This is a genomic window from Hymenobacter canadensis (assembly GCF_027359925.1).
Classification (GTDB): Bacteria; Bacteroidota; Bacteroidia; order Cytophagales; family Hymenobacteraceae; genus Hymenobacter; species Hymenobacter canadensis.
Genome location: NZ_CP114767.1, coordinates 3,329,838 through 3,356,270 on the forward strand (window position 1 = coordinate 3,329,838; position 26,433 = coordinate 3,356,270).

Annotated in this window: 24 protein-coding genes and 1 riboswitch; of the genes, 6 read left to right on the forward strand and 18 right to left on the reverse strand. The window is 63.3% G+C overall.

Translation table 11 applies throughout. The annotated features are described in order from the left end of the window. Positions 1-592: 592 nt before the first annotated feature. From O3303_RS14250 to fdhD, 3 genes are all read right to left on the reverse strand, one after another. Complete coding sequence (locus O3303_RS14250) at positions 593-3,154, reverse strand: FdhF/YdeP family oxidoreductase (protein WP_269559062.1); 2,562 nt, start codon at positions 3,152-3,154, stop codon at positions 593-595. 51 nt (positions 3,155-3,205) lie between these two features. After that, positions 3,206-3,532: a DUF7009 family protein gene (locus O3303_RS14255; RefSeq protein WP_269559063.1), complete on the reverse strand. Its 327-nt coding sequence runs from the start codon at positions 3,530-3,532 to the stop codon at positions 3,206-3,208. A 132-nt stretch (positions 3,533-3,664) separates the two neighbouring features. Further along, a complete protein-coding gene (gene fdhD / locus O3303_RS14260) occupies positions 3,665-4,537 on the reverse strand; it encodes a formate dehydrogenase accessory sulfurtransferase FdhD (RefSeq protein WP_269559064.1) in 873 nt (290 codons plus the stop codon). Positions 4,538-4,803: 266 nt separating this feature from the next. Between fdhD and moeB the strand changes: the two genes are divergently transcribed. Continuing rightward, positions 4,804-5,913: a molybdopterin-synthase adenylyltransferase MoeB gene (moeB, locus tag O3303_RS14265; RefSeq protein ID WP_269559065.1), complete on the forward strand. Its 1,110-nt coding sequence runs from the start codon at positions 4,804-4,806 to the stop codon at positions 5,911-5,913. A gap of 258 nt (positions 5,914-6,171) precedes the next feature. Then, on the forward strand, positions 6,172-7,335 hold the full coding sequence (locus tag O3303_RS14270) for a putative sulfate/molybdate transporter (protein ID WP_269559066.1): 1,164 nt from the start codon (positions 6,172-6,174) through the stop codon (positions 7,333-7,335). Positions 7,336-7,494: 159 nt separating this feature from the next. Here the strand turns inward: O3303_RS14270 and O3303_RS14275 are convergent, their stop codons facing one another. Both O3303_RS14275 and moaA read right to left on the reverse strand, forming a co-directional pair. Further along, positions 7,495-7,773 (reverse strand): DUF1294 domain-containing protein, encoded by a 279-nt coding sequence (locus O3303_RS14275; protein WP_269559067.1) that lies wholly within the window; start codon positions 7,771-7,773, stop codon positions 7,495-7,497. 58 nt (positions 7,774-7,831) lie between these two features. Then, the gene (moaA, locus tag O3303_RS14280) at positions 7,832-8,848 is read right to left on the reverse strand and encodes a GTP 3',8-cyclase MoaA (RefSeq protein ID WP_269559068.1); all 1,017 of its coding nucleotides are present in this window, start codon (positions 8,846-8,848) and stop codon (positions 7,832-7,834) included. Positions 8,849-9,025: 177 nt separating this feature from the next. Here moaA and moaD point away from each other — a divergent pair, with 177 nt between their 5' ends. Together moaD and O3303_RS14290 are read left to right on the forward strand one after the other, a co-directional pair. Beyond that, positions 9,026-9,268, forward strand: a complete 243-nt coding sequence (gene moaD, locus O3303_RS14285; RefSeq protein ID WP_269559069.1) for a molybdopterin converting factor subunit 1 — start codon at positions 9,026-9,028, stop codon at positions 9,266-9,268. Between the two features lie 164 nt (positions 9,269-9,432). Then, on the forward strand, positions 9,433-9,852 hold the full coding sequence (locus tag O3303_RS14290; protein ID WP_269559070.1) for a molybdenum cofactor biosynthesis protein MoaE: 420 nt from the start codon (positions 9,433-9,435) through the stop codon (positions 9,850-9,852). 207 nt (positions 9,853-10,059) lie between these two features. On the opposite strand, the gene O3303_RS14295 is transcribed toward O3303_RS14290, so the two are convergent. Next, entirely contained in the window at positions 10,060-11,247 is a 1,188-nt protein-coding gene (locus O3303_RS14295; protein WP_269559071.1) for an NTP transferase domain-containing protein, read from the reverse strand. Further along, the gene (gene moaC / locus O3303_RS14300) at positions 11,237-11,725 is read right to left on the reverse strand and encodes a cyclic pyranopterin monophosphate synthase MoaC (protein ID WP_187316904.1); all 489 of its coding nucleotides are present in this window, start codon (positions 11,723-11,725) and stop codon (positions 11,237-11,239) included. Before moaC ends, O3303_RS14295 begins: the two co-directional genes overlap by 11 nt. 277 nt (positions 11,726-12,002) lie before the next feature. On the opposite strand from moaC, the gene O3303_RS14305 reads away from it, so the two are divergent. Then, on the forward strand, positions 12,003-13,229 hold the full coding sequence (locus O3303_RS14305; RefSeq protein ID WP_269559072.1) for a molybdopterin molybdotransferase MoeA: 1,227 nt from the start codon (positions 12,003-12,005) through the stop codon (positions 13,227-13,229). A gap of 32 nt (positions 13,230-13,261) precedes the next feature. On the opposite strand, the gene O3303_RS14310 is transcribed toward O3303_RS14305, so the two are convergent. From O3303_RS14310 to metH, 11 genes are all read right to left on the reverse strand, one after another. Continuing rightward, positions 13,262-13,462 carry a helix-turn-helix transcriptional regulator gene (locus O3303_RS14310; RefSeq protein WP_269559073.1) on the reverse strand — a complete coding sequence of 67 codons (201 nt, stop codon included), beginning with the start codon at positions 13,460-13,462 and terminating at the stop codon, positions 13,262-13,264. Beyond that, positions 13,452-13,817: a hypothetical protein gene (locus O3303_RS14315; protein ID WP_269559074.1), complete on the reverse strand. Its 366-nt coding sequence runs from the start codon at positions 13,815-13,817 to the stop codon at positions 13,452-13,454. The genes O3303_RS14310 and O3303_RS14315 overlap by 11 nt, the downstream gene beginning before the upstream one ends. A gap of 106 nt (positions 13,818-13,923) precedes the next feature. After that, entirely contained in the window at positions 13,924-14,343 is a 420-nt protein-coding gene (locus O3303_RS14320; protein WP_269559075.1) for a putative signal transducing protein, read from the reverse strand. A 169-nt stretch (positions 14,344-14,512) separates the two neighbouring features. Continuing rightward, positions 14,513-14,656, reverse strand: coding sequence for an MFS transporter small subunit (locus O3303_RS14325; protein ID WP_269559076.1), 144 nt, complete (start codon positions 14,654-14,656; stop codon positions 14,513-14,515). A gap of 34 nt (positions 14,657-14,690) precedes the next feature. Then, the gene (locus O3303_RS14330) at positions 14,691-16,094 is read right to left on the reverse strand and encodes an OFA family MFS transporter (protein WP_269559077.1); all 1,404 of its coding nucleotides are present in this window, start codon (positions 16,092-16,094) and stop codon (positions 14,691-14,693) included. 198 nt (positions 16,095-16,292) lie between these two features. Continuing rightward, the gene (locus O3303_RS14335; RefSeq protein WP_269559078.1) at positions 16,293-17,825 is read right to left on the reverse strand and encodes an N-acetylmuramoyl-L-alanine amidase; all 1,533 of its coding nucleotides are present in this window, start codon (positions 17,823-17,825) and stop codon (positions 16,293-16,295) included. Positions 17,826-17,891: 66 nt separating this feature from the next. Further along, positions 17,892-18,440 (reverse strand): hypothetical protein, encoded by a 549-nt coding sequence (locus O3303_RS14340; RefSeq protein WP_269559079.1) that lies wholly within the window; start codon positions 18,438-18,440, stop codon positions 17,892-17,894. Between the two features lie 100 nt (positions 18,441-18,540). Continuing rightward, positions 18,541-19,128: an energy transducer TonB gene (locus tag O3303_RS14345; protein ID WP_269559080.1), complete on the reverse strand. Its 588-nt coding sequence runs from the start codon at positions 19,126-19,128 to the stop codon at positions 18,541-18,543. Between the two features lie 248 nt (positions 19,129-19,376). Next, positions 19,377-19,853, reverse strand: a complete 477-nt coding sequence (locus tag O3303_RS14350) for a tetratricopeptide repeat protein (RefSeq protein WP_269559081.1) — start codon at positions 19,851-19,853, stop codon at positions 19,377-19,379. Positions 19,854-19,950: 97 nt separating this feature from the next. Further along, positions 19,951-20,907, reverse strand: a complete 957-nt coding sequence (metF, locus tag O3303_RS14355; RefSeq protein ID WP_269559082.1) for a methylenetetrahydrofolate reductase [NAD(P)H] — start codon at positions 20,905-20,907, stop codon at positions 19,951-19,953. 109 nt (positions 20,908-21,016) lie between these two features. After that, positions 21,017-24,748 carry a methionine synthase gene (metH, locus tag O3303_RS14360; protein WP_269559083.1) on the reverse strand — a complete coding sequence of 1,244 codons (3,732 nt, stop codon included), beginning with the start codon at positions 24,746-24,748 and terminating at the stop codon, positions 21,017-21,019. A 73-nt stretch (positions 24,749-24,821) separates the two neighbouring features. After that, a riboswitch (SAM riboswitch) is annotated at positions 24,822-24,935 on the reverse strand. 181 nt (positions 24,936-25,116) lie between these two features. On the opposite strand from metH, the gene O3303_RS14365 reads away from it, so the two are divergent. After that, complete coding sequence (locus tag O3303_RS14365; RefSeq protein WP_269559084.1) at positions 25,117-26,262, forward strand: PA14 domain-containing protein; 1,146 nt, start codon at positions 25,117-25,119, stop codon at positions 26,260-26,262. Positions 26,263-26,433 lie beyond the last annotated feature (171 nt).

Consider the following 26,433-nt stretch of genomic DNA (forward strand, 5'->3'; position numbering starts at 1 on the left):
GCAGTGGCGGCAGAAAACCAAGCCGAAGCCTGCGTTTGTTTTGTGCTTTTCTGCGTTACTCTGTCCGCCTCCGGTTGAAGCGGGCTGCAAAGATACGGTGGCTGTTTCTTCGTTTGCAAGCCCTGAAGCAAACTTTTTTCAGGGCCTGGCGCCCGGAGGCGCCGAAGTGGGCTGCAAAGGTAGCTGAACTTTTCCGCGATTTGCAAACCGGACCAACTTTCTTTTTTTGGCTGCCGAAGCGGCCTTTCCTGCTCCGCGTTTCGGATTGGGAGTGCAAAAGTAGCAGGCCTTTTTCTCTTGCGCAAGCAGTCTATGCAAGAAATGCAGCTGACAACCAGTACTGCCTTTGCATGCACGTTGGAAGACAACTGTTTAGCTCAGTGAAAAGGTTCAATGGATACCTGAAATTTATTCTAGGGGGCACTACACATGGGCTTGGCACACACTGCTCATGGCCCATTTAAACACAAACACCCCTCTTTCTACTGCTTTTACGCAGTGGAAAGAGGGGTGTTAACTATGCAGCTATATGATGTTGCTTAGCCTTATGTATACGTGTAGAGTTCCGTACTCTATATTTATACAGTGTGCGCTACGCGGTGGCTTCAGCCTTGACGCGCAGCTCTACCGGCGCGCCGACTGTTTTGTGCGCGGGTACTACCGTGACCACCACGTATTTGGACGTGGGCGTGTTGCTGGTTTTGGCTACGCTGGCAATGGGCACCAGCGGGTTGGCCTCGGGGAAGTATGCGGCCACGTTGCCCTTCGGAATGTCGTAGGGAATGGCTAGGAACTTCTCCACGGTGCGGGTGGAGCCTAGGTAGTGACTGGTGATGTCAATCAGGTCCTTGGACTTGAGGCCGCGCTCGGCCATGTCCTGCTCGTTCATGAACAGCACGCGCCGCTCGCCCGTGATGCCGCGGTACCGGTCGTTGTAGTCGTAGATGGTGGTGTTGAACTGGTCGTGGCTGCGCACAGTCATCATCACCAGCTGGCCGGGCTCCAGCTCGCGCTGGTACTTCTGGAACTCGGTGGTTGTGAAGTTGGCCTTGCCGTTCTTGGTGGTGAATTTCCGCTCGCGGGGGCCGTTGGGCAGGTAGAACCCGCCGGGGCGGCGCAGCTTCTCGTTGAAGTTCTCGAAGCCTGGAATCACGCGGCTGATATGGTCGCGGATGACGTCGTAGTTCTCCGTCATGGCCACCCAGTCGGCAATGTTGGTTTTCTCGCCCAAGGTGGCAATGGCGACGCCGGCCAGAATAGCCACTTCACTCATCATCTGACCCGGCAGCGGTATTAGAATGCCCTTATTCTGGCTCACCACGCCCATCGAGTTTTCGCAGGAGGTCATCTGGTGGCCGCTTTTCTGCATGTCCACGTCGGCATGGGTAAAGCAGGGCAGCAGCAGGCTGGTTTCGCCGGTCACAAGGTGGCCGCGGTTGAGCTTGGTGCCCACGAATACGGTAAGCTTCTGCTTACGCATGCCTTCGGCAATAACCTCGGTGTCGGGGCCAGCGGCCAGCAGATTGCCGCCCAGGCTGAAGTACACCTTGGTTTTGCCTTTGTACATGGCCTTAATGGAATCGACTACGTCGAGGCCGTGCTCGTAGGGCGGCTGGAAGTTGAACTCCTTACCCAGCGCATCCTGGAAAATCTTGGTGGGCTGCTCCCACACGCCCATCGTCCGGTCGCCCTGCACGTTGGAGTGGCCGCGCACCGGGCAGGTGCCCGCGCCGGGCTTGCCGATGGCGCCTTTCATGAGCTGCAGGTTCACGATTTCCTGAATCGTCTGCACGCCCTGGCGCTGCTGCGTCACGCCCATGGCCCAGCAGGTGATGATCTTCTGCTTGGGGGCAATGATATTGGCCGCTTCCAGCAGCTGGGCCCGCGAAATGCCGCTCAGCTCCTCGATGTCTTCCCACGGCGTGTTGCGGATGTTCTGCTCGAACGACTCGAAGCCAGTAGTGTATTGGTCGATGAACGGGCGGTCTACTACCTGGCCGGGGTTCAGGTCCTCGGCCTCGAACAGGTGCTTCATGATGCCGCGCAGCAGGGCCATGTCGCCATCCACGCGCACCTGCAGGAACAGGTCGGTGATTTGCGTGCCGTCGCCCAGCAACGCGCCCAGCGCCTTGAAGGGGTTCATGAAGTCCTGCGGGTTCTTGAAGTGGTTGAGGCCGGCTTCCAGCAGCGGATTGATGCTGATGATCTTGGCCCCGTTCTTCTTGGCCTTCTGCAGTGCCGACAGCATGCGCGGGTGGTTGGTACCCGGGTTCTGGCCGATAATGAGAATCACCTCAGCCTCGTAGATATCGTTGAGCGTAACGGAGCCTTTGCCCAGGCCCAGGGTGGGGCTCAGGGCCGCGCCGCTGCTCTCGTGGCACATATTGGAGCAGTCGGGCAGATTGTTGGTGCCGAACTGCTTGGCGAACAGCTGGAACAGAAAGGCCGGCTCGTTGGGCACTTTGCCCGAAGTGTAGAACAAGGCCTCGTCGGGCGAGTCCAGCGCGTTCAGCTCCCGACCAATGATGTTAAAGGCATCAGCCCAGGCAATGGGCGAGTAGTGGTTGTCGCCGGGGCGCTTAACCATGGGGTGCGTGAGGCGGCCGGCGTTGTTCTGGTCGCGGTCCGTCATCTGGGAGAGCTGGGCCAGGCTGTGCTTGGCGAAGAACTCGGGGCCGGCGGCTTTGTCGTCGGCATCCGAGGCGGTGGCTTTGGCGCCATTCTCGCAGAACTCCGCTATCGAGCGGTGGTCGTCCGGATCGGGCCAGGCGCAGCTGGAGCAGTCGAAACCGTCCTTCTGGTTCATCTTGAGCAGGCCGCGCGTACCCCGGTCGAGGCCACCTTCGCGCCAGCTGAACTCCATGCTCTTGAGCACAGCCGTGACGCCAGCAGCCACCTTGGGTGGCGTGTCAATCTGAATACCGGTGAGGGCTTCCGGCGGCTGGGCCAAGATGGGGTTGGTATATTTGGCATTGGCCACTTCGGGCGGCGTGATATTGCTGTTGTCGCGCATGCTTTGAGGGTCAGGGGCATCGTGGTCGGCTACCGGGGCCTCGCCCTGGTCGCTACGCTCACCGCTTTTGGGGGCGTTTTCCGCCTTTTGCTGCTGCTGGTTGCCGGCCTTGGAGGGGTCGGTTTTGGGGGAATCTTCCATGCGGAGTGGGCTTTGAGCGGTGGTGGTAGAAAGATAAAACGGCGCGGGCCGCTAATGTTTGCAGCCCAGGTCCTTTTCTACCAAGATATGGACGACTTGGTTGTCAGCAACTTCCTGGGTGCCGCGCAGACTGATGGTTTCCGAAGAAGCCCAGCCGTCGGCCACCGTGGCCGGCACCAGCACCCGCACGCGGCCCGCCTCGTGGCGCACGGCCAGGGCCAGCACCGTTGGGTCGCGTTCGAGGGTATACGTAAGAGAGTCGGCGGCGGTCAGGCCCAAGGGCACTACCGTTTCCAGCCGGCCCTGCTGCCGGAAGGCGGCTACTTCCGCCTCATCCAGGCGCAGGCGCAGCGTATTGTCTTCGAGGCGGAGCTTCATATTGGGGGTAAGATAACAGGTTGCATGGCTTGAACAATGTAGAGACACATATTCGCGTCTCTCCGTTGCTGCCATTGTTTGGGCAGGCGTCGTGGTCCTGGTCGCTCAACGAGGAGACGCGAATACGCGTCTCTACAGTTCTTTCGTAATCCGCCAGTCGTGGCAGTAGATGTTGTAGCGGTTCTGGCGCACGAAGCCGCAGAGCGTCATGCCGAAGTCGCGGGCGGCGGATACGGCCAGGGAGCTGGGGGCGCCCACGGCGGCCAGCACCGGAATGCCAGCCACGGCCGCTTTCTGCACCAGCTCGAACGAAGCCCGGCCGCTGACCAGGAGCACGGCGTTGTGTAGCGGCAGCAGCTCCTGGAACAAGGCCGCGCCAATTACCTTGTCGAGGGCGTTGTGGCGGCCTACGTCTTCGCGCAGCAGCAGCAGCTCGCCTTCCGGCGAGAAAAGGGCCGCCGCGTGCAGGCCGCCGGTTTGCTCGAACAAGTCCTGGGCGGCGCGCTGCCGCTCGGGCATCTGGTGCAGTACGCTGGCCGGCACGTAGGGGCCCGCCGCGGGCAGCACCGGACAGGCGGCAGCGTGCACCGCCTCGATGCTGGTTTTGCCGCACACGCCGCAGCTGCTGCTGGTGTAGAAGTGGCGCTCCAGGCGCGGCAGATCGGGGGTGGCAGTGGGGGCCAGCTCGGCGCGTACTACGTTTTCGCGCTCCTCCTCCTTTTCTACATCGGGGCAGTAGATGACGCCCTGCAGGTCCTGGCGGCTGCGGATGATGCCTTCGGTGAACAGAAAGCCGGCCGCCAGCTCGAAATCGTGGCCGGGCGTGCGCATCGTGATGCTCAGGGTACGGTGCTGGCGCTGGTCGGCGGGGCCGTAGCCGAGGCGGATTTCCAGCGGCTCCTCGGCGGCCAGCACATCGGAGGCTTCGGTCACGGTTGCGCCCTGCACCTTGTGCACGGTAACGTAGTCGTAACTGGTAGGCGGCAGGAAAACGGGAGCGGACACGGCAGGTAATACGTAAGAAGGAATAAGCAGGAGGGCCGGGGCCGGAGCCGTGGTCGTCTTTTAGAGTAACCTTCCGAAGAGGTTGGGAGTTTTGAAGAGCCGGGCGCGGCGCGGTGCCAGGCTGCACCGGCCGGCTGCTGAAGCTGCGCCTGCGCCACTCTACCTTGGTGCTTACGGCAGAACCGGCCTGGCCGATGCCGGCGGCGGTACTTGCCGGCCATTTGACGGCTGCGGCCCATCTTTACGACTTTCCTATTTCCCTTGCCATGCTCACTTCCGAAGAACGCCAGATTTACCGTCGCCACCTGCAGCTGCCCGAAATCGGGGAGGCGGGCCAGGAGAAGCTGAAGGCGGCCCGCGTGCTGGTGGTGGGCGCCGGTGGCCTGGGCTGCCCCATTCTGCAGTACCTGGCCGCCGCTGGCGTGGGCACGCTCGGCATCGTGGACGCCGACAAAGTGGACCGCAGCAACCTACAGCGGCAGATTCTGTATGGCCCGGCCGACCTGAGCCAGCCCAAAGCCGCCACCGCCGCCCAGGCCCTGCGCCGCCTCAACCCGCTAATCAACACGGAGGTATTCAACTGCCGCGTGACGCTGGGCAACGTGCGCGAGCTGGTCGGCAAGTTCGATGTGGTGGTGGACGGCTCCGACAACTTCCCGACCCGCTACCTGCTCAACGATGCCTGCGTAAGCTTCAATAAGCCGCTGATTTCGGGGGCTATTTACAAGTTCGAGGGGCAGGTTTCGGTGTTTAACTACCAGGGCGGCCCCACCTACCGCTGCCTGTTTCCGCAGCCGCCCTCGGCCCAGGAAGCGCCCAACTGCGACGCCACCGGGGTATTGGGCGTGTTGCCGGGCCTGGTGGGCATGGCCCAGGCCACCGAGGCGCTGAAGGTGATTCTGGGTATTGGCGAGGTGCTCAGCGGCCGGCTCTGGCTGTTCGATGCCCTCACATTCCAGACCCGCGCCCTCAAATTCGCCCGCCGCCCCGAGCAGGCCGCCATCAACCTTGACACCGCCAATACCGCCGATTACGCCGATTTGTGCGGGGCGGGTGTTACCAGTATTTCGGTTCAGGAACTGCACGAGCGGCTGGCCTCGGCGCACCCGCCGTTTCTGCTGGATGTGCGCGAGCCCCACGAGTTTGCCGCCGGCCACCTGCCCGGGGCCACGCTGCTGCCCCTGAGCACGCTGGAACGTGGTGTGGCCACCCTGCCCAAACACCATCCGGTGGTGGTGTACTGCCGCAGCGGCGCCCGCAGCACCAAGGCCGTAGAGCGCCTCCAAACCGATTTCGGCCTCACCAACCTGCTGAATCTGGAGGGCGGCATGCTGGCCTGGGAGGATGCGGCAATGGGTGACGAGGTAATGAGGTAATGAAGTGATGGAGTGAAAAGTAAAAGAACGTCATGCTGAGCGAAGCCGGAGGCGCAGTCGAAGCATCTCTACCGAGGGTAATCATTTACTACTGCAACGAAGCGGTAGAGATGCTTCGGCTACGGCTGCGCCTTCGCTCAGCATGACGTTCCGAAGTAACGGCCGGGGCCGTGCCAAACGGCGCCAGCTAAACAACCTCCGCAACGAGCAGACGCGAATACGCGTCTCTACACTGCCCATACTTCCCTTCAGTTTCTCATGCCGCTTACCGCTCCCGCCGCTGCCCGTCCGCGCCTTCGTTTCGACCGTAACGAACTGGCGGGGGCGTTGGCGGGGCTGGGCACTGATCTGCCGCTGCTCATCGGCGTCATTGCCGCCTCGGGCATTGACAGTGCGGGTGTGTTGGTCATGTTCGGGGTGATGCAGATTTTTTCGGGCGTGTGGTACGGCATGCCGATGCCGGTGCAGCCGCTTAAGGCCTTCGCCGCGTTGGTCATTGCCCAGAAAATACCGGGCCGCGTAATCTCCGGGGGCGGGCTGGCCATTGGGGTGAGCATGCTGGTGCTGTCGGTTTCGGGGCTGATTGACGCGGTGGCGCGGCTGGTGCCCAAGCCCGTTATCCGGGGCATTCAGTTCGGGCTGGCGCTGCAGCTGGCCACGCTGGCGCTCAAAGAATACGTGCCCGCCGCCGGCCTGCCGGGCTACGCGCTGGCCACGGCCGCGTTTGTGGTGACGGTGGTCTTGCTGGGCAACCGGCGCTGGCCGGCCGCGCTGGTGGTGCTGGCACTGGGCGTGGCTTACGGGCTGCTGTTTCAGCTGGATTATGCCACCGCTACCCGCGCCATCGGGCTACACCTACCCACATGGCACGTGCCGCAGGCAGCCGATGTACTGACGGGCGCGGTGCTGCTGGCCCTGCCCCAGATTCCGCTGTCGTTGGGCAACTCGGTGCTGGCGACCCGGCAGGTGGTAGAGGATTACTTCCCGGAGCGCCGCCTCACGGTACGGCAAATCAGCTTCACTTATGGCCTCATGAACCTGGTAAACCCGTTTCTGGGCGGCTTTCCGGTGTGCCACGGCTCGGGCGGCATGGTGGGCCACTACACTTTCGGGGGGCGCACGGGCGGCTCGGTGGTTCTCTATGGCACGCTGTTCGTGGTGCTGGGTTTGTTCTTCAGCCAGGGCTTTCAGCAGCTGGTGCAGATTTTCCCGCTGCCAATTCTGGGGGTGCTACTGCTGTTCGAGGCCCTCACCCTGGCTACCCTGCTACGCGACATCAGCGACTCGCGGGCCGGGTTATTGCTGGCGTTGCTGGTGGGATTGCTGTGCAGTGGGCTGCCGTATGGCTATCTGGTGGGGCTGGTAGTGGGCACGGCGCTGCACTACGCCATGCAGCGCGGCTGGGTGGGACTGGGCAAGTAGCGGTTCAACCCGGCTCTGAGGGCACACATTCCGGGCAGGGGCTGAAGTTTGAGACAGTACATCAGGACGAGCACTGTGGGCAGAGCCTACTGCAAAAGCGTCAACCGTCGCAACTGATTGTCTACCAGCCGGACTGGTCATGCAGCCGCCGACCCTGGCTTAAACCAACTCCTGCAAATAGGGCCACGCGAAATAGAGCGCCGCACCTTGCAGCAGCGTCATTGCCAAGGTAACGCCCCAGAAAGAGGCTTTGCGGTTTTTATGGTGCAGCAGCAGGATGGCCGCCCACGCGCCGGGGGCCGCGGCCGGCAGCGTGGCGAAGTGCAGCGTTTTTTCCGGGATGCGCCGTTGGCCGCGCTGGGCTTTTCGTTTGTCGAGGGCGAAAAGCAGAAAACACAGCAGATTGAAGAACAGCAGGCAGCTCAGAAGTACGGTCATGGTGTAGGAGGCGAAACGTGCAGCAGCGGGGCCGCAAGTTATGCGTCAGCAGCTCCGCTTACCCCCCAATCGTGCTCATCGACTCGAAGCTGAGCTGGTGCAGGGGGCGCTGGCTCTCGGCCTCAAAGCCGTTGGCGGCGCGGTTGCGGAACGCCGATTTCAGAGCCTCGGCAATCTGCTCATCGGAGGAGCCGCCGCGCAGCAGGGCCCGGATATCGAGCACGCCCTGGTCGTAGAGGCAGGTTTTGAGGCCGCCCTCGGCCGTGAGGCGGATGCGGTTGCAGGTGCCGCAGAAGGTGCGTGAGTAAGCCGCAATAATGCCCAGTCGGCCCTGGTGGCCGGCCACGGTGTAGTGCGAGGCCGTGTCGCCGGGACGGGTGGGCACGGGCGTCAGCTCGCCCAGGTTCAGGGCCAGGTGCTCCCGGATGCGGTTGTGATTCCAGGGCAGGGTGGCGGGCGTGGCCTCGTGGCTGTGGCCGTTGAAGGGCATTTCCTCGATGAAGCGCACGTCTACGGGCAGGTCGCGGGTCAGTTCGGCCAACGGCAGCAGGTCCTGGGTGTTCTGCCCGTCCATCACCACGGCGTTGATTTTCACCCGGATGCCGGCCGCCAGCAGCGCGTACAGCGTGTCAAGCACGCGGGGCAGCTCGTCGCGGCGGGTGATGCTGGCGAAGCGGGCGCGGTCTAGGGTATCGAGGCTCAGGTTCACGGCTTTCAGGCCCATGCGAGCCAGCTCGGGCACGTGGGGGGCGGTGAGCACACCGTTGGTCGTCATGGTCAACTCTTCGATGCCCGGAATCTGGCTGAGGCGGTCCATGAACGGCACTAGGTCGCGGCGCACGAAGGGCTCCCCGCCTGTGAGGCGCACTTTGCGCACGCCCAGGCCGGCCATGATGGCTACCAGCCGCTCCATTTCCTCATAGGTCAGCAGCTCCTGCTTGGGCAGGTACTTGATGCCCTCCTCGGGCATGCAGTAGAAGCAGCGCAGGTTGCACCGGTCCGTGACGGCCAGCCGCAGGTATTCCAGCGGGCGACCATGATTATCAAACAGAACGGAGGGTACGGCAGTGGGCATAAGCAAAGGGAGGAAATAACGGCGCAGCAGGAGCCACGAAACAAACAACGTAAATCAGGCTTTTCCGTTCGGGTAAACAACCCACGGGCTCCGGCCCGGGTTTTGTCGGTTCGGTGCAAACTTGCCGGCCGACCCGAACCGGCCCCGCCGTTTCGCCCACGAATTACCAGATAACCCATGAATCTGAAAATTGCTTTGTTCGGCATTGCCCGCGAAATAGTGGGGCAGCCGGTACTGGAAGTTTCCGCACCCGAAGGCCAGTCGGCCCAGGGCCTGCTCCACGACCTGCACGCCCGCTACCCCGAGCTGGCCCGCCTCACCAGCCTCGCCGTAGCCGTCAACAACGAGTACGCCGCCGACGATACGCTGCTGCAGGAGCGCGACGAAATAGCCCTTATTCCGCCAGTAAGCGGCGGGTAATTTCAGTTGTCAGTTGACAGGCAAAGCAAAACGTCATTCCGAGCCTGCGAGGAATCTCGCGTGCTGACGTTGAGCTACTCCCACCACATCAGCATGCGAGATTCCTCGCAGGCTCGGAATGACGTTCTTTCCTCCTCACTTCTTCATCACCCCATCTCCTCCCCTTGATTCACATCGACCTCACCGACCAGCCCATTGACGTACCGGCCGCCCTGCGCAGCGTGGAAGCCGATGGGGCGGGCGCTATCAATACGTTTATCGGCACGGTGCGCAACAAGAGCACCGGTCGCCCCGTGGTGCGCCTCGAGTACGAAGCCTACGACAGCATGGCCCTGCACCAACTCCGCAAAGTAGCCGAGCAGGCCGCCGAGCAGTGGCCGATGGTGGAGAAAATAACCGTCATCCACCGCAAAGGTATCCTCTACATAGGCGACGTGGCCGTGGTAGTGGCCGTGTCCACGCCGCACCGCGCCGAGAGCTTCGCCGCCTGCCAGTACATTATCGACACCCTGAAACAGGTGGTGACTATCTGGAAAAAGGAGTTCTATGAGGATGGCGACGTGTGGGTAGCGGCGCACCCGTAGCCTCACCCCCCAACCCCCTCTCCCGTGGAGAAGGGGAGCCTGACGATTCCAACGCCGCTACGTCGGCTAGCGCCTCCGCAACGGCTTACCGACTTTATGAAAAATACAAAGCGCCGCTACCTATGGTAGCGGCGCTTTGTGTTGGCGGTAGCAGTGTTTGAGGCAAAAGCCGAAAGTGCTGCGCGGCATCGTCAGGCTTTCCCCTCTCTAAAGGAGAGGGGGCCGGGGGGTGAGGCCATAGTTTGCGGCTTCCTCGGGCGTGTTCACGTTGCGCAGCTCCTGGGGGGCGGGGGCGGGCAGTACGGCCACGTCGGAGTTGATTAGGGTTTTGCGGGGGCAGCTGTAGCCCAGGCTCAGGAAGCGTAGCAGCTGCGGGTAGCTGGCCGGCTCCCAGATGGTAATGAGTGGCTCCGGCCACTCGTTCTCGGGGCTCTGGAAGGCCGTGGCCATGCGGGCCGGCTGGCGGTGCTGCACCAAGTGGGCCAAGGTGGTTTTGGACAGAAACGGCAGGTCGCAGGCCACCACCAGCCAGGCGGCGTTGGGGTCGAGGCGCAGAGCGGAGAGGATGCCGCTGAGCGGACCCAGGTCGGCGAAGGCATCGGGCAGGGGGCGCAGGCCGGCGTATTCAAGCTCCACTATCTGGTCGGGGCGGCAGGATACGTGCACGTCCTGGCAGAAGGGGGCCAGCAGCTCGGCGGCATAGGCGCGCTGCTCCTGGCCGTGGTAGGCCAGCTTGCCCTTATCCTGGCCCATGCGCTGGCTGCGCCCCCCGGCCAGCACTAGCCCGCGCAGCGGCGGCGCGGCGGCCTGCCACTCTTCCTGAATCAGCTGGGCAATGGCGGCGGTGTCGTGCAGGGGCAGCACAGGCACGTTGGCTTCGGCCAAATGGGCTTGCAGGTAGGCGGGCACTTCCGTTACGCCTTCGGGCAGCAGCAGGGCGCGCACGTTGGTGAGGCGGTCGAGCTTCTTCTCCACGGGCTTGGCGGGGTCCAGAATCACCAGCTGCCGGGCGGCGCGGAAGTGGTTGCCGTTCACCAGCACCAGGTTCTGGTGCTGCACCAATTCGGGCTGACTGAACCGGTCCAGGGGCCGCTTCACGTCGAGGCGGGCGAAGCTGATATTGTCGGTCAGCTCAGCGCTGGCCCCGGCCGCCAGCATGCCGGTTTCGGGGGCGGTGCCGTTGCGTACGGCATCAGCGGCGGCGTGGTCGGCGTCCACGTAGGCCACGCGCAAGGTATCGGTGAGCAGCGGCAGCAGCCGGGTCACCAGTTCCTTGATGCGGCCGCAGGGAGCCCCCAGGATGGCCAGCTCGTGCCGGCCGAACTCGCCTAGCGCGGGTCGGGTTAGGTGAGCATGCTTGGTGCGGGGTTTCTCGGAGGGGGCGTTATCCGGCATGGTGGAAGTCCTGTTTGCCGCCGGTTTTGCTGACGAGGCGGGTTTCCTGAATGAGAATGTCGTGCGAGAGGGCCTTGCACATATCATAGATGGTGAGGGCCGCCACCGAGGCCCCGGTCAGGGCCTCCATTTCGACGCCGGTTTTGCCCGTCACGGTGGCCGTGCACTCAATCAGCACGGCATCGGGGCCATCCACCTCAATGGTTACCTGGCAGTTATCGAGGCCCAGCGGGTGGCACAGCGGAATCAGCTCGGAGGTGCGCTTGGCGCCCATGATGCCGGCCAGAATAGCCGTCTGGAACACGGGGCCTTTGCGGGTCGGCAGGTCGCCTTCCTTCACGAGGGCCATAATTTCTGGGCCGAGCACCACGCGGCTGCGGGCCCGCGCCACGCGGCGGGTGGGTTGTTTGGCGCCTACATCGACCATGGCGGGCTGGCCAGCGTCGTTGAGGTGGGTGAGTTTAGCGGAGTCGGACATACGGGACACCGGCCTGCGCCGGTGGTTGGAGGAAAAGGGAATGGTAAGCCAGGTTGGCGCGCTGGCTATACGAGGTTACCGGCCGATATAGAGACGCAATATTTTGCGTCTCATCGTTGCTGACGTTGTTTATCGTAGAGCAGCAGTTCAAGTACGGCCGTTCAACGACGAGACGCAAGATATTGCGTCTCTACATCGGCCTTGTCCTACCTGAACAACCAGCCGGTTTCCACGTTGAGAAACGGCGCAAGCTACGGCTTGTTCTACCTTCGTGCCTATGATTTCTGTTGCTGAAGCCACCCGCCTTGTTGCCGCCACCATCCGCCCGCTGGGCGTGGAGCATCTTTCCCTAGGCCTCGCCACCGGCCGCGTGCTGCGCGAGGACCTGCGCGCCGACCGGGACTTTCCGCCTTTCAACCGGGTGGCCATGGACGGTATGGCCGTGCAGTTTGCGGCTTCGGCGGCGGGCCAGACGGAATTCCGCATCCACCACACTCAGTTTGCTGGCCAGCCGCCGCAGCCGCTGCCCGATGCCACGGCGGCCGTGGAAATCATGACCGGGGCCATGCTGCCGCCCGGCGTCGATACCGTGATTCGCTACGAGGACCTCACGTTTCGCACCGCCGCCGACGGCCAGCGCTGGGCCACCGTGCAAACGCTGCCGCCCCGGGCCGGCCACAACGTGCACCCCCAGGCCGCCGACCGCCACCAGGGCGACCTGCTGGTGCCCGCCGGCACGCGCTTGGAGCCGGCCGAAGTAGCAGTGGCCGCCACCGTGGGCGCCGCCACCGTGGCTGTGTCGCGGCGGCCGCGAGTGGCCGTGGTGAGCACCGGCGACGAGCTGGTGCCCATCACCGAGCAGCCCCAAGCCCACCAGATCCGCCGCTCCAATGCCGTCATGCTGCAGGCCGCCGCCGAAGCCGCCGGGGCCCGCACCGAAATCTTCCACTTCGACGACGACCCCGCTGCCCTGCGCCAGGGCCTGCCCGCCCTGCTGGCCGGCTTCGATGCGGTGGTGCTCAGCGGGGGGGTGTCGATGGGCAAGGCCGATTTTCTGCCAAGTGTACTGCGGGAGCTGGGCGTGGAGCAGCTGTTCCATGAGGTGAAGCAGCGACCGGGCAAGCCGTTCTGGTTCGGGCAGCAGCCCGGCGGGGCAGTGGTGTTTGCGCTGCCCGGCAACCCGGTGTCCACGTTCGTGAACTTCTACCGCTACGCCCGGCCCTGGCTGCTGGCCGTGCAGCAACCCGCCGGCACCTCGGCCGCCGGTGCCGCGCCCGTGCCTGCCGTGCTCACCCAGCCCATCGACTTCAAACCGCCCATGACGCACTTCCTGCTGGTGAGCATGGAGCCCGGCCCCGACGGCCGTCTGCTTGCCACCCCCAAGCGGGCCGGCGGCTCCGGCGACATGGCCAGCCTGCTCACCTCCAGCGGCTTCCTGGAGCTGCCGCCGGAACAGGAGCACTTCCCCGCGGGCACGGTGCTGCCGGTGTGGCAGTTTCGGTAGAGGAGATTTCGATAGAGGAGAAATAGCCGGTTTCAGTCGTGTTCCTCCAGCTCGAACAGTTCCTCCACAGATTGCCCAAAGTACCGCGCCAGTTTTAGTGCCAACACTGTGGAAGGCACATAGCGGCCTTGTTCGATGGAAATGACCGTTTGCCGGGAAATAGCTAAAGCCGCCGCCAAGTCGGCCTGCGTGATGGCGCGTTGCGCTCGGGCCACCTTCAGCTTATTCCGCACAATTGCGCTGAAAAGGCATCAGTAAGCCGCCGTAGAAAGCCACGAGGTACACTACTAACGCTACGGGAGCCACGCAGAATATCGTTGGGCTGGCACTACGGCCGCTCAGCACCAGCACCGCCGACACGCTCCCAAACAAGAGAATGGCAAACGTGGTGGCCCGGAAAGCCAGGAGCCGCCGGTAGGCCGTACGCTCATCTTCGATACGCTCGGCCGAAAATACCCAGGCCAATATTCCGGCTATCAGCGCCAGTACCAGTCCGGTAACGCTTTGCAGATATACAAACCCGCAAGCACTCAGCAGCAACAGCATACTGACGTATTTGCAATAGTATGGCAAGAGAACCTTTTTCATAACGGTACCAGTAGAGTGAGCCCAAATGTACGCTATGCTTTACACATAGTAAAGCATAGCGTACATTTTTATTTTTAGATTCGCCCATCCCATTTGCTTTGTCACCTCACCCCTCAAAATCCAGCCCGCACTGGAAGCAGTGGCACTGGGGCTTCTCGGGGGCCAGCAGCCACAGGCGCAGCTTCACGAACAGGTTGTCTTGGGGCTGGGGCTGGTGGCGGCACACCACGTCGGGGTGGTGGCAGCGGGGGCAGCGGAGCGTGGCGGGAGCTTCATCGTCGTCGGAAGAGGCCAGGGCGTGCATAGTGGGGCGGCTGGCTTCCAGCAACTCCTGGGCGGCGGCCAGGTCGGGCTGGCGCACGTGCAGGCGTACCCCACCGGAGATGGGGCCATAGGGCCGGTTTTCGTTGCTCAGGAAGCTCGGGATGCCGGCGGCATCCAGCTGGTTTTTGGCCAGATGCGCCGAGATATTGTTGGCGAAAGAGGCCAGCAGCACAATGGGCTGGTCAGTGGGCTCGTCGAACATGCGGCGGGACGTTGCAGTGTATTGAGTACTGGGTATCGGCTATTGAATAGTAAGCAGGCCCATGAGTCTTCCTACTAATTACTTACCATTCAATACCTACTACCAAAAACAAAAGAAGCACCCCGCGGGGTGCTTCTTTTGTTTTTGAGCCACTTTATTTTGAGGGGCGCTACTTGAATAGGGCCAGCGCCTTGATGAAGGTCTGGGAAACGCCCCAGGCCAGCGGCACGCCTACAAACAGCCAGGCAATAACCACCGCGCCAGTAGAGCTGGGCGTGGCGTCGGCGTTGGAATTCGGTGTTCTTGGTTCCATATCGGTTGAAATCAGGAGATGAGAGGGCCGGCGCTTAGGCCGCTACTTTTTTGGCAGTTTCCTTTTCGAAATACCGCTCAGCAACGGGCTTCACTAGGAAGTTGGCAATCAGGCCCACTACCAGCAGCACGGCCATGGTGTAGAATACCGACTGATAAGCCGCCGCCCCTACCAGGCCATTGTCCTTGGCATTGCTGTGCAGGTAGTTTACAATCACGGGGCCCAGTACACCGGCTGTGCTCCAAGCCGTGAGCAGCCGCCCGTGGATGGCGCCCACCTGCAGCTTGCCGAACAAGTCAGAGAGGTAGGCCGGAATGGTGGCGAAACCACCGCCGTACATGGTCAGAATCACGCAGGATATCACCACAAACAGCGTCAGTTGGGCGCCGGCACCCAGCGTCGGAATCAGGGCGTAGAGCAGAATACCCAGGCCGAAGTAGATGGCGTAGGTGGTTTTACGGCCCAGCTTATCCGAAGCAGACGACCAGAAGAAGCGGCCCAGCAGATTGAACAAGCTCAGCAGCCCCACAAAGCCGGCAGCGGCAGCCGCCGTTACGCCGCGTCCGGCGCCCATAGCAGCATCCGAAAACGACTCCTGAATAAGTGGCGAAGCCGTTTCGAGCACGCCGATACCGGCCGTCACGTTCATGCACAGCACCACCCACAGCAGCCAGAACTGCGGCGTCTTGATGGCGTTGTCGGCCGTCACGTTGCCAGTGGTAATGAGAGCATTGTGGTCCGTAGGAACAGTATAGCCCTCGGGCTTCCAGTCGTCGGCGGGCACCCGGATGGTCCAGACGCCGAACTGCATGAACAGCAGGTAGATCAGGCCCATGGCCAGGAACGTGGCGGCCACGCCCAGCGAGCCGGTACCGGCCGCCTTGAAGTGGTCCATGAGCGTGACGGCCAGTGGCGAGCCAATCATGGCGCCACCGCCAAAGCCCATGATGGCCATACCCGTGGCAACGCCTTTGCGGTCCGGAAACCACTTGATGAGCGTGCTCACCGGCGAAATGTAGCCGATACCCAGCCCGATGCCGCCCACGAAGCCGTAGCCGAAGTACACCAGCCAGATGCTGTGCAGATGCACGCCCAGCGCGGCAATGAAAAAGCCGCCGCCGAAGCACAGCGCCGAAGCCATCATGGCCTTGCGCGGCCCGACGCGCTCCAGCCACTTACCAAAAATGGCGGCCGACAAACCCAACAGCACAATGGCAATGGAGAAGATTACGCCCAGCTGCCCGGGCGTCCAGTCGGCTGGACCCGGCGCGTCGGGGTTGCCGCTGATGAGGGCTCCCAGGGGCTTCTTGAACACGCTGAAGGCATACGCCTGCCCAATGGCCAAGTGAACCGCCAGCGCGGCGGGCGGTACCAGCCAGCGGTTGTAGCCGGGACCGGCTATGGTGCGGCTACGGTCCAGTAAAGAATCTTCTGCCATGAGGAATGGTGGTTTTGGTGGTGAGGTAGAACAGAAACGCAAATAGCACGACCGGAAGCCGTGCCTGATTTTTAGGAAGATATCGGCTTTGTACGCCGATTACCGGCAAATGCCCAACTATTTTTTGCTAAAAAGCTATAGGTCCGACTTCGTTCACAGCAGCTTCCCTCCTACCCCGGCCACCCGATACCGCTGCGGCTACTCCCGGGCAGGCTGGCGCAGGAGCCAGCCACGCGGGCCTTTCGCGCGCGACGCCTTCAGGAAATCCTGCAGGCCGGCGGCCATGGCCTGCGCCATGCGGCGCTGAGCGGCGGGATCAGTCAGTACTTTTTCATCTTCGGGGTTGGACAGAAAGGCCGTTTCCACCAGCGCGTTGGGGTACTCGGTAGGGCCATTCAAACCGAAGTTAAAATTGCCGACCAAGCCCCAGCCTGGCAGACCGGTTTGCTCCTGCATGCGCTGGTAGAGCGCCGCCGCCAGCGGCCGAAACGCCACGTAGCGGTAGAACGCCGCCGTACCGCGGGCCGCCGCACTGCCCGCCGAATTCACGTGGATGCTCACCAACAGCGCGGGCCGGCGCTGCCGTAGCAGCAGCACCCGGTCGCCGTTGTCCACGGTGCGGTCGTCGGAGCGGGTCATGAGCACGCGGGCCCCGCGGCGCTCCAGCTCCTGGCGCAGCTGTTGGGCAATGGCCAGCGTCAGGTCTTTTTCGCGGATGCCGGCCGGGGTGGCCGCGCCAGTATTGGTGCCGCCGTGGCCGGCGTCGATGGCAACCAGTAGGCCTTTCAGGCGCAGCTTGGCGGGCGGGCGCGCCACCTGCACCACCAGCGTATTGCGCACGTAGCTCACATGGTAGCCCCAGCTCTGGCGGTGCCGCAACGGCAGCACCAACCGGAACACATCGGGCTGGGGCTGCTCGTAGTAAACGGCGCCCAGCTCCTGCAAGCCGGCGCGCTGCGTTATCCAGTTGGTGTTGGACGTGGCCCCAAACACGTCTACCACCAGCCGGGCGGGGTTTTGGAGCAGCTGCGTGCGGTAGGGCAGACGCTGGCTGAGCGGCAGCCGCACGTAGTCGTAGAGCGAGTCGCCCTGCACGCTCCACGAGCCGGTGAGCGAGGCCGGCACGAAGCCGCCCGGCGGCAGCAGGCGCACGACTTCGGCGGGTACCCAGGCCTGCTGGCCGGCCGCCAGCCGCACGCGGTACTGCCCGGCCGCTCGTCCTACCACGTGCAGCACCACCAGGGAGTCGAGGTAGCCGAACTTGGCGCCGCCCAGCCGGTCTTCGCCCAGGCCGTAGTTCAGATAGGCCAGCCCGCCCTGGGTGAGGGCTAGCTGAGGCTGATCGGGGCTGAGCACGCGCACGGGGGCGGCGGTGGCCAGGGAGTCGTGGCGGCCGTCGGGCAGGCGCAGGTGCAGCCACAGCGGCCGGCCGGCGGCCCCGCCCAGCGTGTCGGCGGCCGTGATGGTGTAGCTGCCTTGGTAGATACCGCGCTGCCCGCCGGCCTGGGCGGCGGGCAGTTCCGTCAGGGGCCGGCCGTTCAGGAACGTGGCCTGACCGCCCGGCTCGCCGGTCAGGCGCACCTGCAGCTGGTCGCCGGGGCTTAGCCACAGCTCGCCGCCGGGCACGGTTTCCACCGATTTTATTGGGCGCTGGGCCGCAGCCGGGGCCACCCCAAGCAGCAGCAGGGCCAGCCACCAGCCGGCAGCAATCTTCTCAACAGCTCTTCGCATGCGGCAGCTACCATAAAAAGAGAGCCCCACCAGCCGGCAGGGCTCTCCAATACAAGGAAAACAAGGCTATTCTTCGCGCACGGCCTCGCGCAGGTCTTTCACGTCGCGGCTGGTTTCCATGGCCGTAAACTCGGTCTGGAGGGCGCGGATGTGCAGCTCGTCGCGGCCTTTGATATCGAGGCGGATTTTGCGGAACTGCGCATTGAGGCGGCGGCTGATAACCGTGGCGTAGTCCCAGTCGCGCTGGGTCCAGGCTTTGCGGCGGGCCCGCACCTGCTGCATAAACTGCGTGAAGGCCGGCTCGATGGTGGCCGGCGTGAGTTGCTCGATACCGGCGTAGGTGCCCAGCAGCTCGTTGGCGAAGGTATTGGCATCAGCGTCGCTGACAGGCTGGCGCGCCCGGGCCCGTGAAACGGAGTCGAAGCGGGCGGCGCGGCGGCCGGCCACGCGCAGCTTGGCAGCGGTGCGGTCGGCCAGCGTATCGAGGTTGCGGACTTCGTCGCGCACCACGTCCTGGCGCTCACGCGGGGTGGTGTCGCAGGACGTGAGCAACAGGGCGGCTCCGGCGGCCACGCCGGTGGCCGCCAGCAGGCGGAGGGTAGGGAACAGGTTCATGGGCGAAATGTACGTAACCTGCTGCCCTTGGGGTTAGGCTTACTTTCCGGTACGGAAGCAACTGCCCCCAAACTCACGCAGAGGCGCTTTTGATGCCGGCCTAGCGCTGCTGCAGCCGGAACGTGAAGGGCAGCTCGTAGACGACGGGCACGGCGCGGCCGGCCAGCCGGGCCGGAATCCACTGCGGCGGAATGGTGCGGCACAGGCGCAGGGCCTCTTCGTCGCAGCCGCCCCCGATGCCCATCAGCACCTTGTGGCCGGAAGCGCGGCCCAGGGTGTCGATGGCAAACGACACCAGCACCTTGCCCTGAATATTGCGGTTCTGGGCCTGCATCGGATAGTTGAGCTTGGCCATGTAGGCGGCCAGCGCGGCCTCGCCGCCCACAAACAGCGGCGGCTGCTGCACGCGGGTGCGGGTCCACTGGCCGGGGCTCACTTCAGTTTCGTACGGAATGTCCTCGATGGGACGATAAAACAGCAGCTTGCCGGCGGTGTGGTCGTAGCGCTGCACCAGCACCTGCCGGCCGTCGCGGGTGAGGCTGAAGTATTCCCAGACGCCTACTTTGCGGCCCTTTTCCATCTCGCCGCTTTCCAGCTCGCTTTTTCGGATGCGTTGTTGCGCCGAAGCGCCGGTACATAGTAATAGCAACAGGGCGCAGAGCGCCACTAAAGAGTAAAGTTGTTTCATACGGGTGGGAAGGAGGAAGTCGCGGCCGGCTCAGGGGGGATAGAGCACAGAGCCGCTAGAGCAAAAAATTAGTGGCAAAGTTCAATACTGCATCTACCCCTTGCTTCCCTTCGACGCCCCGTTTTAGTGTGCACAGGCCCCGGAACGGCCTGATTAGCTTTAAAAAACGACAACCTGCCGGGCAAGAGCAAGAAATTAGATTCCGGAAATATACAAGTGTTATAGCAGATAGACAAGCCGTTGCGCACTCAGTGTTCCGGGCTATCGAGTTGGTCGCGCAGGTCGCGCAACTGGCTTTGCAGGCCCGGCTGGTGCGGGCATAGTTTCTCCAGCCGCCGCAGCAGCCGGAGCGCACCGGCCGGGTCGCCGAGCATGCGGCGCATGGTGGCCCAGCCCGCCAGCGCCCCAAAATGGCGCGGTTCCAGCCGGAGGGTTTCCTGCACGTCGCGGATGGAGGCGCGGTATTCGCCGCGCAGGTAGTGGGCCGTGGCGCGCTTGTTCCAGCCTTCGGCGTACGTGGGCCGCTCCTGCACCAGCACGTCGAACTCGGCAATGGCCAGGGTGTAGTCGCCGGCGGCCATGGCCCGCATGCCCACCTCCAGGTGCTTGTCGAGGCGGTGGTCGTGGGTGGTGAGCCAGTGCTGCCAGATGCCGTTCTGCAGCGCCTCAATCTCCGTAAGGGCCGTGGCCTCGCGCAGCCGCTCAAACAGGTCGTCGGGGTTCATGTGCGATTTTAGTGGTTGGTTTTCCGTTTTTCGGTGGCAGTGTCAGCAACGAATTTCCCTTTTTACGAACAACGAAAAACAAACAACGAAAAACTGCTTAAAACAGCGCTGACGCCACCCGCCGGATGCTTTCCGACTTGCCCATGCTGTAGTAGTGCAGGCAGGGCACGCCGTGGGCCATCAGCTCCCGGCTCTGGTTGATGCACCACTCAATCCCGATTTCGCGGGCCGCCGCGTTGTCGGGGGCCAGGTGCACAGCGTCGGCCAGCTCCTCCGGGATGTTGAGGTAGAAGGCCCGGGGCAGCATCGTGAGCTGGCTTTGGGTGGTGAGCGGCTTGAGGCCGGGGATGATGGGCACCGTGATACCAGCCTCGCGGCAGCGCTTCTCGAAAGCAAAAAACTGCTCGTTATCGAAGAACATTTGCGTCACGATGTAGTCGGCGCCGCGGTCCACTTTGTGCTTGAGGTAGCGCAAATCGGCCCCGTAGTTCGGCGACTCAAAGTGCTTTTCGGGGTAGCCGGCCGTGCCGATGCAGAAGCTGGTGGCCCACACATCATCCTGCTTTTCGTCGAGGTAAGCACCTTTGTTCAAATCCGAAACCTGCCCGATCAGGTCGCAGGCATAGGCGTGGCCGTCGGGGTCGGGCTTGAAGCTGCCCTCGCTCTTGATCGGGTCGCCGCGCAGGGCCAGCACGTTGTCGATGCCCAGAAAGTGCAGGTCGATGAGGGCGTTTTCGGTTTCCTCCTTCGAGAAGCCGCCGCAGATCAGGTGGGGCACGGTGTCCACGTCGAACCGGTTTTTGATGGCCGCGCAGATGCCCACCGTGCCGGGCCGCTTGCGCACGGTTTTCTTTTCCAGCAAGCCGTTGGGGTGCTGGCGGTACACGTACTCCTCGCGGTGGTACGTCACGTCGATAAACGGCGGCTTGAACTCCATCAGGGGCTCGATGTTGGAGAACAGGTTCTGGATATTTTCACCCTTTTTGGGGGGCAGCACCTCGAAGGAAAACAGCGTTTTGCCTTCAGCGCGGGTCAGGTGTTCGGTTACTTTCATACTGCTCTGGCACAGGCATCCCAGGGCTAAAGCCCTGGGCTAGTCAGCGGATTAGAAACGAGGAGGAGATGGAGAAAGGGCTGTAATGGACGCTGCGTAGCCCAGGGCTTTAGCCCTGGGGCATAAGGGCAGGCACCGCCGTAGGCTCGTAGTTCAAATTCGGCATCAGCCAGCGCTCCAGCTCCGGCAGCGGCATAGCCTTGCGCTCGGCCATGTCGGCTACCTGGTCCCGGCCGATGCGGCCGAGGCCGAAGTAGCGGGAGTCGGGGTGGGCGTAGTAGAGCCCGCTGACCGAGGAAGCCGGGTACATGGCCAGGTTTTCGGTGAGGCGGATGCCGGTGGCGGTTTCGGCGTCGAGGAGCTCAAACAGCGTGATTTTCTCGGTGTGGTCGGGGCAGCCGGGGTAGCCGGGGGCGGGGCGCACACCTTTGTATTTCTCCTGAATCAGGTCTTCGTTCGACAGGTTTTCGGCCGGGTCGTAGCCCCAAAACTCCTCGCGCACGCGCTGATGCAGGCGCTCGGCAAAGGCTTCGGCGAGGCGGTCGGCCAGAGCCTTCATCATGATGCTGCTGTAATCGTCGTGCTCGGCGGCAAACTGCTCCAGGTGCTTCTCAATGCCGATACCGGCCGTCACGGCAAAGCCGCCGATGTAGTCAGCCCGGCCGGTTTCGAGCGGGGCCACGAAGTCGGAGAAGGCCAGGTTGGGCACGCCGGCGGCTTTTTCGCTCTGCTGGCGCAGCGTGAAAAACTCGGTGGCTACTTCGGTCCGGCTCTCGTCAGCGAATATCTGCACGGTGTCGTGGCCGACGGTGTTGGCGGGCCAGAACCCGATAACGGCGCGGGCCGTGAGCAGCTTTTCGCCCACAATGCGCTTAAGCATGGCCTGGGCATCCTGGAAAAGCTGGGTGGCGGCCTCGCCCACATTCTCGTCGGTGAGGATGCGCGGGTAGCGCCCTTTCAGCTCCCAGGTCTGGAAGAACGGCGTCCAGTCGATGTATGTGGCCAGCTCGGCCAAGTCGTAGTCCTCCAAAGCCTTGGTGCCAAGGAAGGTCGGCTTGACGATGGGCGTAGTGTCCCAGTCGGCCTTGAAGCCGTTTTCGCGGGCGGCTTCGATGGTCAGGTAGTTTTTGTCGCGCTGGCGGCCGGCGTAGTCCTCGCGGAGCTGGCGGTACTCCTCGCGCACGGTGCGGGCGTATTCCACATCGGCCGAGCCGAGCAAAGCCGCGGCCACGCCCACCGAGCGGGACGCGTCGTTGACGTGCACGATGGGGCCGCTGTAGTTGGGCGCAATTTTCACGGCGGCGTGCAGGCGCGAGGTGGTGGCGCCGCCGATGAGGAGCGGGGTTTTCAGGCCGCGCTTTTCCATTTCCTGGGCCACGTACACCATTTCATCCAGGCTCGGTGTAATCAAGCCGCTTAGCCCGATGACGTCTACTTGCTGCTTCTGGGCTTCGTCGAGAATCCGCTCCAGCGGCACCATCACGCCCAAATCCACGATGTCGAAGTTGTTGCAGGCCAGCACCACGCCCACGATGTTCTTGCCGATGTCGTGCACGTCGCCTTTCACCGTGGCCAGCAGAATTTTACCGGCCGTCTGCCGGTCGCCGCTCTGCTTGTCGGCCAGCAGATAGGGCTCCAGGTAGGCCACGGCTTTCTTCATCACCCGGGCCGATTTCACCACCTGGGGCAGGAACATTTTGCCGGCCCCAAACAGGTCGCCTACTACGTTCATGCCGGCCATCAAGGGGCCTTCAATTACTTCGAGCGGGCGGCCGACCAGCTGCCGCACTTCCTCGGTGTCCTGGTCGATAAACTCGGTGATGCCGCGAACCAGCGCGTGCTGCAGGCGTTCCTTCACGGGCAGGCTGCGCCAGGCGTCGGCCACTACTTCCACCTTGTCTTTCTGCTTCACCGTTTCGGCAAAGTCCACGAGGCGCTCGGTGGAATCAGGGCGGCGGTTGAGCAGCACGTCTTCTACCAGCTCCAGCAAATCCTGGGGCACCTCGTCGTACACGGCCAGCTGGCTGGGGTTCACGATGCCCATGTCCAGGCCGGCGCGGATGGCGTGGTAGAGGAAGGCCGAGTGCATGGCCTCGCGCACCACATCGTTGCCGCGGAAGGAGAAACTGATGTTCGAAACGCCGCCGCTGGTGAGGGCCCCGGGCAGGTTCTGCTTAATCCAGCGGACAGCTTCGATGAAGTCCACGGCGTAGTTGCGGTGCTCGTCGAGGCCGGTGCCCACGGTCAGGATGTTGGGGTCGAAGATGATGTCCTCGGCCGGGAAGCCGACTTCGTTCACCAGAATATCGTAGCTGCGCTGGCAGATTTCGATGCGCTTCTCGTAGCTGTCGGCCTGGCCGTTTTCGTCGAAGGCCATGACTACCACGGCCGCGCCGTACTGGCGCACGGTGCGGGCCCGCTGCCGGAACACGTCCTCGCCTTCCTTCAGGGAAATGGAGTTGACGATGCTCTTGCCCTGCACGCACTTGAGGCCGGCTTCCAGCACGCTCCATTTCGAGGAGTCAATCATGACGGGCACCCGCGAAATATCGGGCTCCGAGGCAATCAGGTTCAGGAAGGTCGTCATGGCCTGCTCCGAGTCGAGCATGCCTTCGTCCATATTCACGTCAATCACCTGGGCGCCGCCTTCCACCTGGTCGCGGGCCACTTGCAGGGCCGCCTCGTAGTTGCCGGTGCGGATAAGGCGGGCAAAGGCGCGGCTGCCGGTGACGTTGCACCGCTCGCCCACGTTCACGAACAGGCTGTCGGGGTACACGCCGAACGGTTCCAGGCCGCTCAGGCGGGTGGCTTTGGGCACTTCCGGCAAGAGGCGCGGCGCGTACTTTTCGGCCAGCCGAGCCAGCTCGCCAATGTGCTGGGGCGTGGTGCCGCAACAGCCGCCCACCACCGTCACGAGGCCTTCCTTGAGGTAGTTTTCCACCACGCCCGCAAATTCCTGGGCCGACTCATCGTAGCCGCCAAAGGCGTTAGGCAAACCGGCGTTGGGATAAGCCGAAATGTGCACGTCGGCAATGCGGCTCAACTCCTTGATATACACCTTGAGCTGGTCGGCCCCGAGGGCGCAGTTCAGGCCCACGCTCAGCAGCGGCAGGTGGCGGATGGAGTTCCAGAAGGCCTCCACGGTCTGCCCGCTCAGGGTGCGGCCCGAGGCGTCGGTAATCGTGCCCGAAATCATGACCGGCACCACTTTGCCGCCCTCGTCGAAGAACTTCTGCACCGCGTACAAAGCCGCTTTGGCGTTGAGCGTGTCGAAGATGGTTTCGATCAGCAGCGCGTCGGAGCCACCGTCCACGAGGCCGCGCACCTGCTCGAGGTAAGCGGTGGCCAGCTCATCGAAGGTCACGGCCCGGAAACCGGGGCGGTTCACGTCGGGCGAGAGGCTGGCGGTGCGGTTGGTAGGGCCGACGGCCCCCGCCACGAAGCGCGGCTTGTCGGGCGTCAGGGCCGTAAAGGCATCCGCCGACTCCCGCGCCAGCCGCGCCGACTCGTAGTTCAGCTCATATACCACGTGCTCCAGCGCGTAGTCGGCCTGGGCGATGGTGGTACCGCTGAACGTGTTGGTTTCCACCATGTCGGCCCCGGCGGCGAAGTACTCGTCGTGAATGCCGCGGATGATATCGGGCCGGGTGAGGCTGAGCAAATCGTTGTTGCCGCGCAGCGGGTGCGAGTGGTCGGCAAAGCGTGTGCCCCGGAAATCCTCCTCCGTGAGCGGGTGGCGCTGGATCATGGTGCCCATGGCGCCGTCAAGAATCAGCACGCGCTGACGCAGGATGTCGTGAAGGGGGGACGTAGTGGCGGGGGTGGTGAGGGCGGTCGGCATATCGGCTCTTCTAGAGAAAATCAGCAGCAAAAAGTGCCTATCCAGAAAGAGCCGGGCGCGAAGGCCGGTTCCGTACTTATCTTCTTCCAACGCCCGTAAAGGCCTTGAAAAGGGAGTTAGCACCTTGTTTTATTTCAGGTTGCTAAGACGTCATCGGGCCCAATCCCTCGGTCTTTCTGGATAAGTAACACAGCGAAGATACAACCGGAATTTCCGAAATTCAATTCCCGGATTTCGGTGGTTGGCGGCGGTAGCTTCTTGCAGCTAACCGCAAACCAGGGTGGACTGTTGGCCGCCAAGGCTATATCAAGCCACTGTTTTCCGGCGTTGGCTTGCTGTTATTTATTTCTCCCCTACTCCTCTGGCTTATGCGTCCCCGACTCTGGCTGCTCTTGTTGTTGCTGACTACCAGCCAGCTGGGCTGGGGCCAGGCCATGCCCGCCACCGCCGGCACCGGCTTGCAGGGTGCCTACTACAATGGCCGCAACTTCGGGCACCTCGCCTTCACCCGCCTCGACCCTACCATCGACTTCAACTGGACGCTGGAGCGCAACCGCGCCGGGCAGGTGACCGGGCATTTTGTGCCGCCGGGCGAAGGGTTGGCCGGCGAGGACTTTTCGGTGCGCTGGACGGGCCACCTCTACGCGCCAGTTTCGGGGCTGTACACGTTTCAGGTTCCTACCGACGATGGCATGCGGGTGTGGGTGGGCGGCAAGCGCATCATCAGCTCTTGGCGCAACCAGCCCGTGACACTGGTGACGGCGCAGCTGCAGCTGGAAGGCGGCCGCTATTACCCGCTGCGCGTGGAGTACTACCAGGTGGGGTTCGACACGCGCGCTTTGCTGGCTTGGCAACTGCCTAACTCCACTATTGAGCCCGATGCCATTCCGGCCCGCTACCTCTACTCCGCTTTGCCGGCCTCAGCCAAGCCAGTGCCGGTGGCCGCCACGCCGCAGCCTGCGCCACCCGCCCGCCCGCAAACGGCTGGCCTGCCACCGGGCGTGACTATCACGCCCGTCAAATCGGCTCTGGTGATTGGGCGGCGGCCGACTTCTGCCGTTGCACCGCGCCCCACCCGGCCCGCGCCACGCCCCCGGCCCACACCGGTCCCAGTTCCGCAGCCACGGCCCGCACTGCCCGACACGGTGCTGCCCGACCTGGCCAGCCTGAACCGAGGGACGGCCGTGGCGTTGCCCAACCTGTATTTCACCCAAAGCACGGCCGCGCTGCTGCCCACTTCCCGACCCACGCTCAACGCCCTGGCCCGCCGCCTGCGCGAGCAGCCCGCCCTGCGCCTGGAAATAGCCGGCCACACCGACAACGTGGGCGACGCCCAGCTGAATTTGCGCCTCTCCGAGCAGCGGGCCCGCGTGGTGCGGCAGTACCTAGTGCAGCAGGGCATCGACTCGGTGCGGCTGGCGGCCCGCGGCTACGGTGGCACCCGCCCGCTGGCCGATAACCGCGACCCACAGCAACGCCCCCGCAACCGCCGCGTAGAAGTGGTGGTGCAGTAGAAGAACCTGACCTAACAATTTGATAACCTGACTACAATCCTTCTGTGTATAAGGAATAGGGAACGTAGGGCGGAGTTTTTTGCTTGGGCCTTCTGAAGGGCGTAACATGGCTACCCGAAAGCCGTATCTTGCGCCTCGCCGTCTGTCATTTATCTGATTTCTAGCTGCCGA

Bases quoted from the DNA above. Each gene is read 5' to 3' on its own strand.
- O3303_RS14305 (WP_269559072.1), top strand. From the start codon at position 12,003: ATGATTTCTGTTGCTGAAGCCACCCGCCTTGTTGCCGCCACCATCCGC.
- O3303_RS14345 (WP_269559080.1), bottom strand. From the start codon at position 19,128: ATGAAACAACTTTACTCTTTAGTGGCGCTCTGCGCCCTGTTGCTATTA.
- O3303_RS14340 (WP_269559079.1), bottom strand. From the start codon at position 18,440: ATGAACCTGTTCCCTACCCTCCGCCTGCTGGCGGCCACCGGCGTGGCC.
- metF (WP_269559082.1), bottom strand. From the start codon at position 20,907: ATGAAAGTAACCGAACACCTGACCCGCGCTGAAGGCAAAACGCTGTTT.
- moaA (WP_269559068.1), bottom strand. From the start codon at position 8,848: ATGCCCACTGCCGTACCCTCCGTTCTGTTTGATAATCATGGTCGCCCG.
- O3303_RS14270 (WP_269559066.1), top strand. From the start codon at position 6,172: ATGCCGCTTACCGCTCCCGCCGCTGCCCGTCCGCGCCTTCGTTTCGAC.
- O3303_RS14330 (WP_269559077.1), bottom strand. From the start codon at position 16,094: ATGGCAGAAGATTCTTTACTGGACCGTAGCCGCACCATAGCCGGTCCC.
- metH (WP_269559083.1), bottom strand. From the start codon at position 24,748: ATGCCGACCGCCCTCACCACCCCCGCCACTACGTCCCCCCTTCACGAC.
- O3303_RS14335 (WP_269559078.1), bottom strand. From the start codon at position 17,825: ATGCGAAGAGCTGTTGAGAAGATTGCTGCCGGCTGGTGGCTGGCCCTG.
- moeB (WP_269559065.1), top strand. From the start codon at position 4,804: ATGCTCACTTCCGAAGAACGCCAGATTTACCGTCGCCACCTGCAGCTG.
- O3303_RS14250 (WP_269559062.1), bottom strand. From the start codon at position 3,154: ATGGAAGATTCCCCCAAAACCGACCCCTCCAAGGCCGGCAACCAGCAG.
- O3303_RS14255 (WP_269559063.1), bottom strand. From the start codon at position 3,532: ATGAAGCTCCGCCTCGAAGACAATACGCTGCGCCTGCGCCTGGATGAG.
- moaC (WP_187316904.1), bottom strand. From the start codon at position 11,725: ATGTCCGACTCCGCTAAACTCACCCACCTCAACGACGCTGGCCAGCCC.
- O3303_RS14275 (WP_269559067.1), bottom strand. From the start codon at position 7,773: ATGACCGTACTTCTGAGCTGCCTGCTGTTCTTCAATCTGCTGTGTTTT.
- O3303_RS14320 (WP_269559075.1), bottom strand. From the start codon at position 14,343: ATGTTCGACGAGCCCACTGACCAGCCCATTGTGCTGCTGGCCTCTTTC.
- moaD (WP_269559069.1), top strand. From the start codon at position 9,026: ATGAATCTGAAAATTGCTTTGTTCGGCATTGCCCGCGAAATAGTGGGG.
- O3303_RS14315 (WP_269559074.1), bottom strand. From the start codon at position 13,817: ATGAAAAAGGTTCTCTTGCCATACTATTGCAAATACGTCAGTATGCTG.
- O3303_RS14365 (WP_269559084.1), top strand. From the start codon at position 25,117: ATGCGTCCCCGACTCTGGCTGCTCTTGTTGTTGCTGACTACCAGCCAG.
- O3303_RS14325 (WP_269559076.1), bottom strand. From the start codon at position 14,656: ATGGAACCAAGAACACCGAATTCCAACGCCGACGCCACGCCCAGCTCT.
- O3303_RS14350 (WP_269559081.1), bottom strand. From the start codon at position 19,853: ATGAACCCCGACGACCTGTTTGAGCGGCTGCGCGAGGCCACGGCCCTT.
- O3303_RS14295 (WP_269559071.1), bottom strand. From the start codon at position 11,247: ATGCCGGATAACGCCCCCTCCGAGAAACCCCGCACCAAGCATGCTCAC.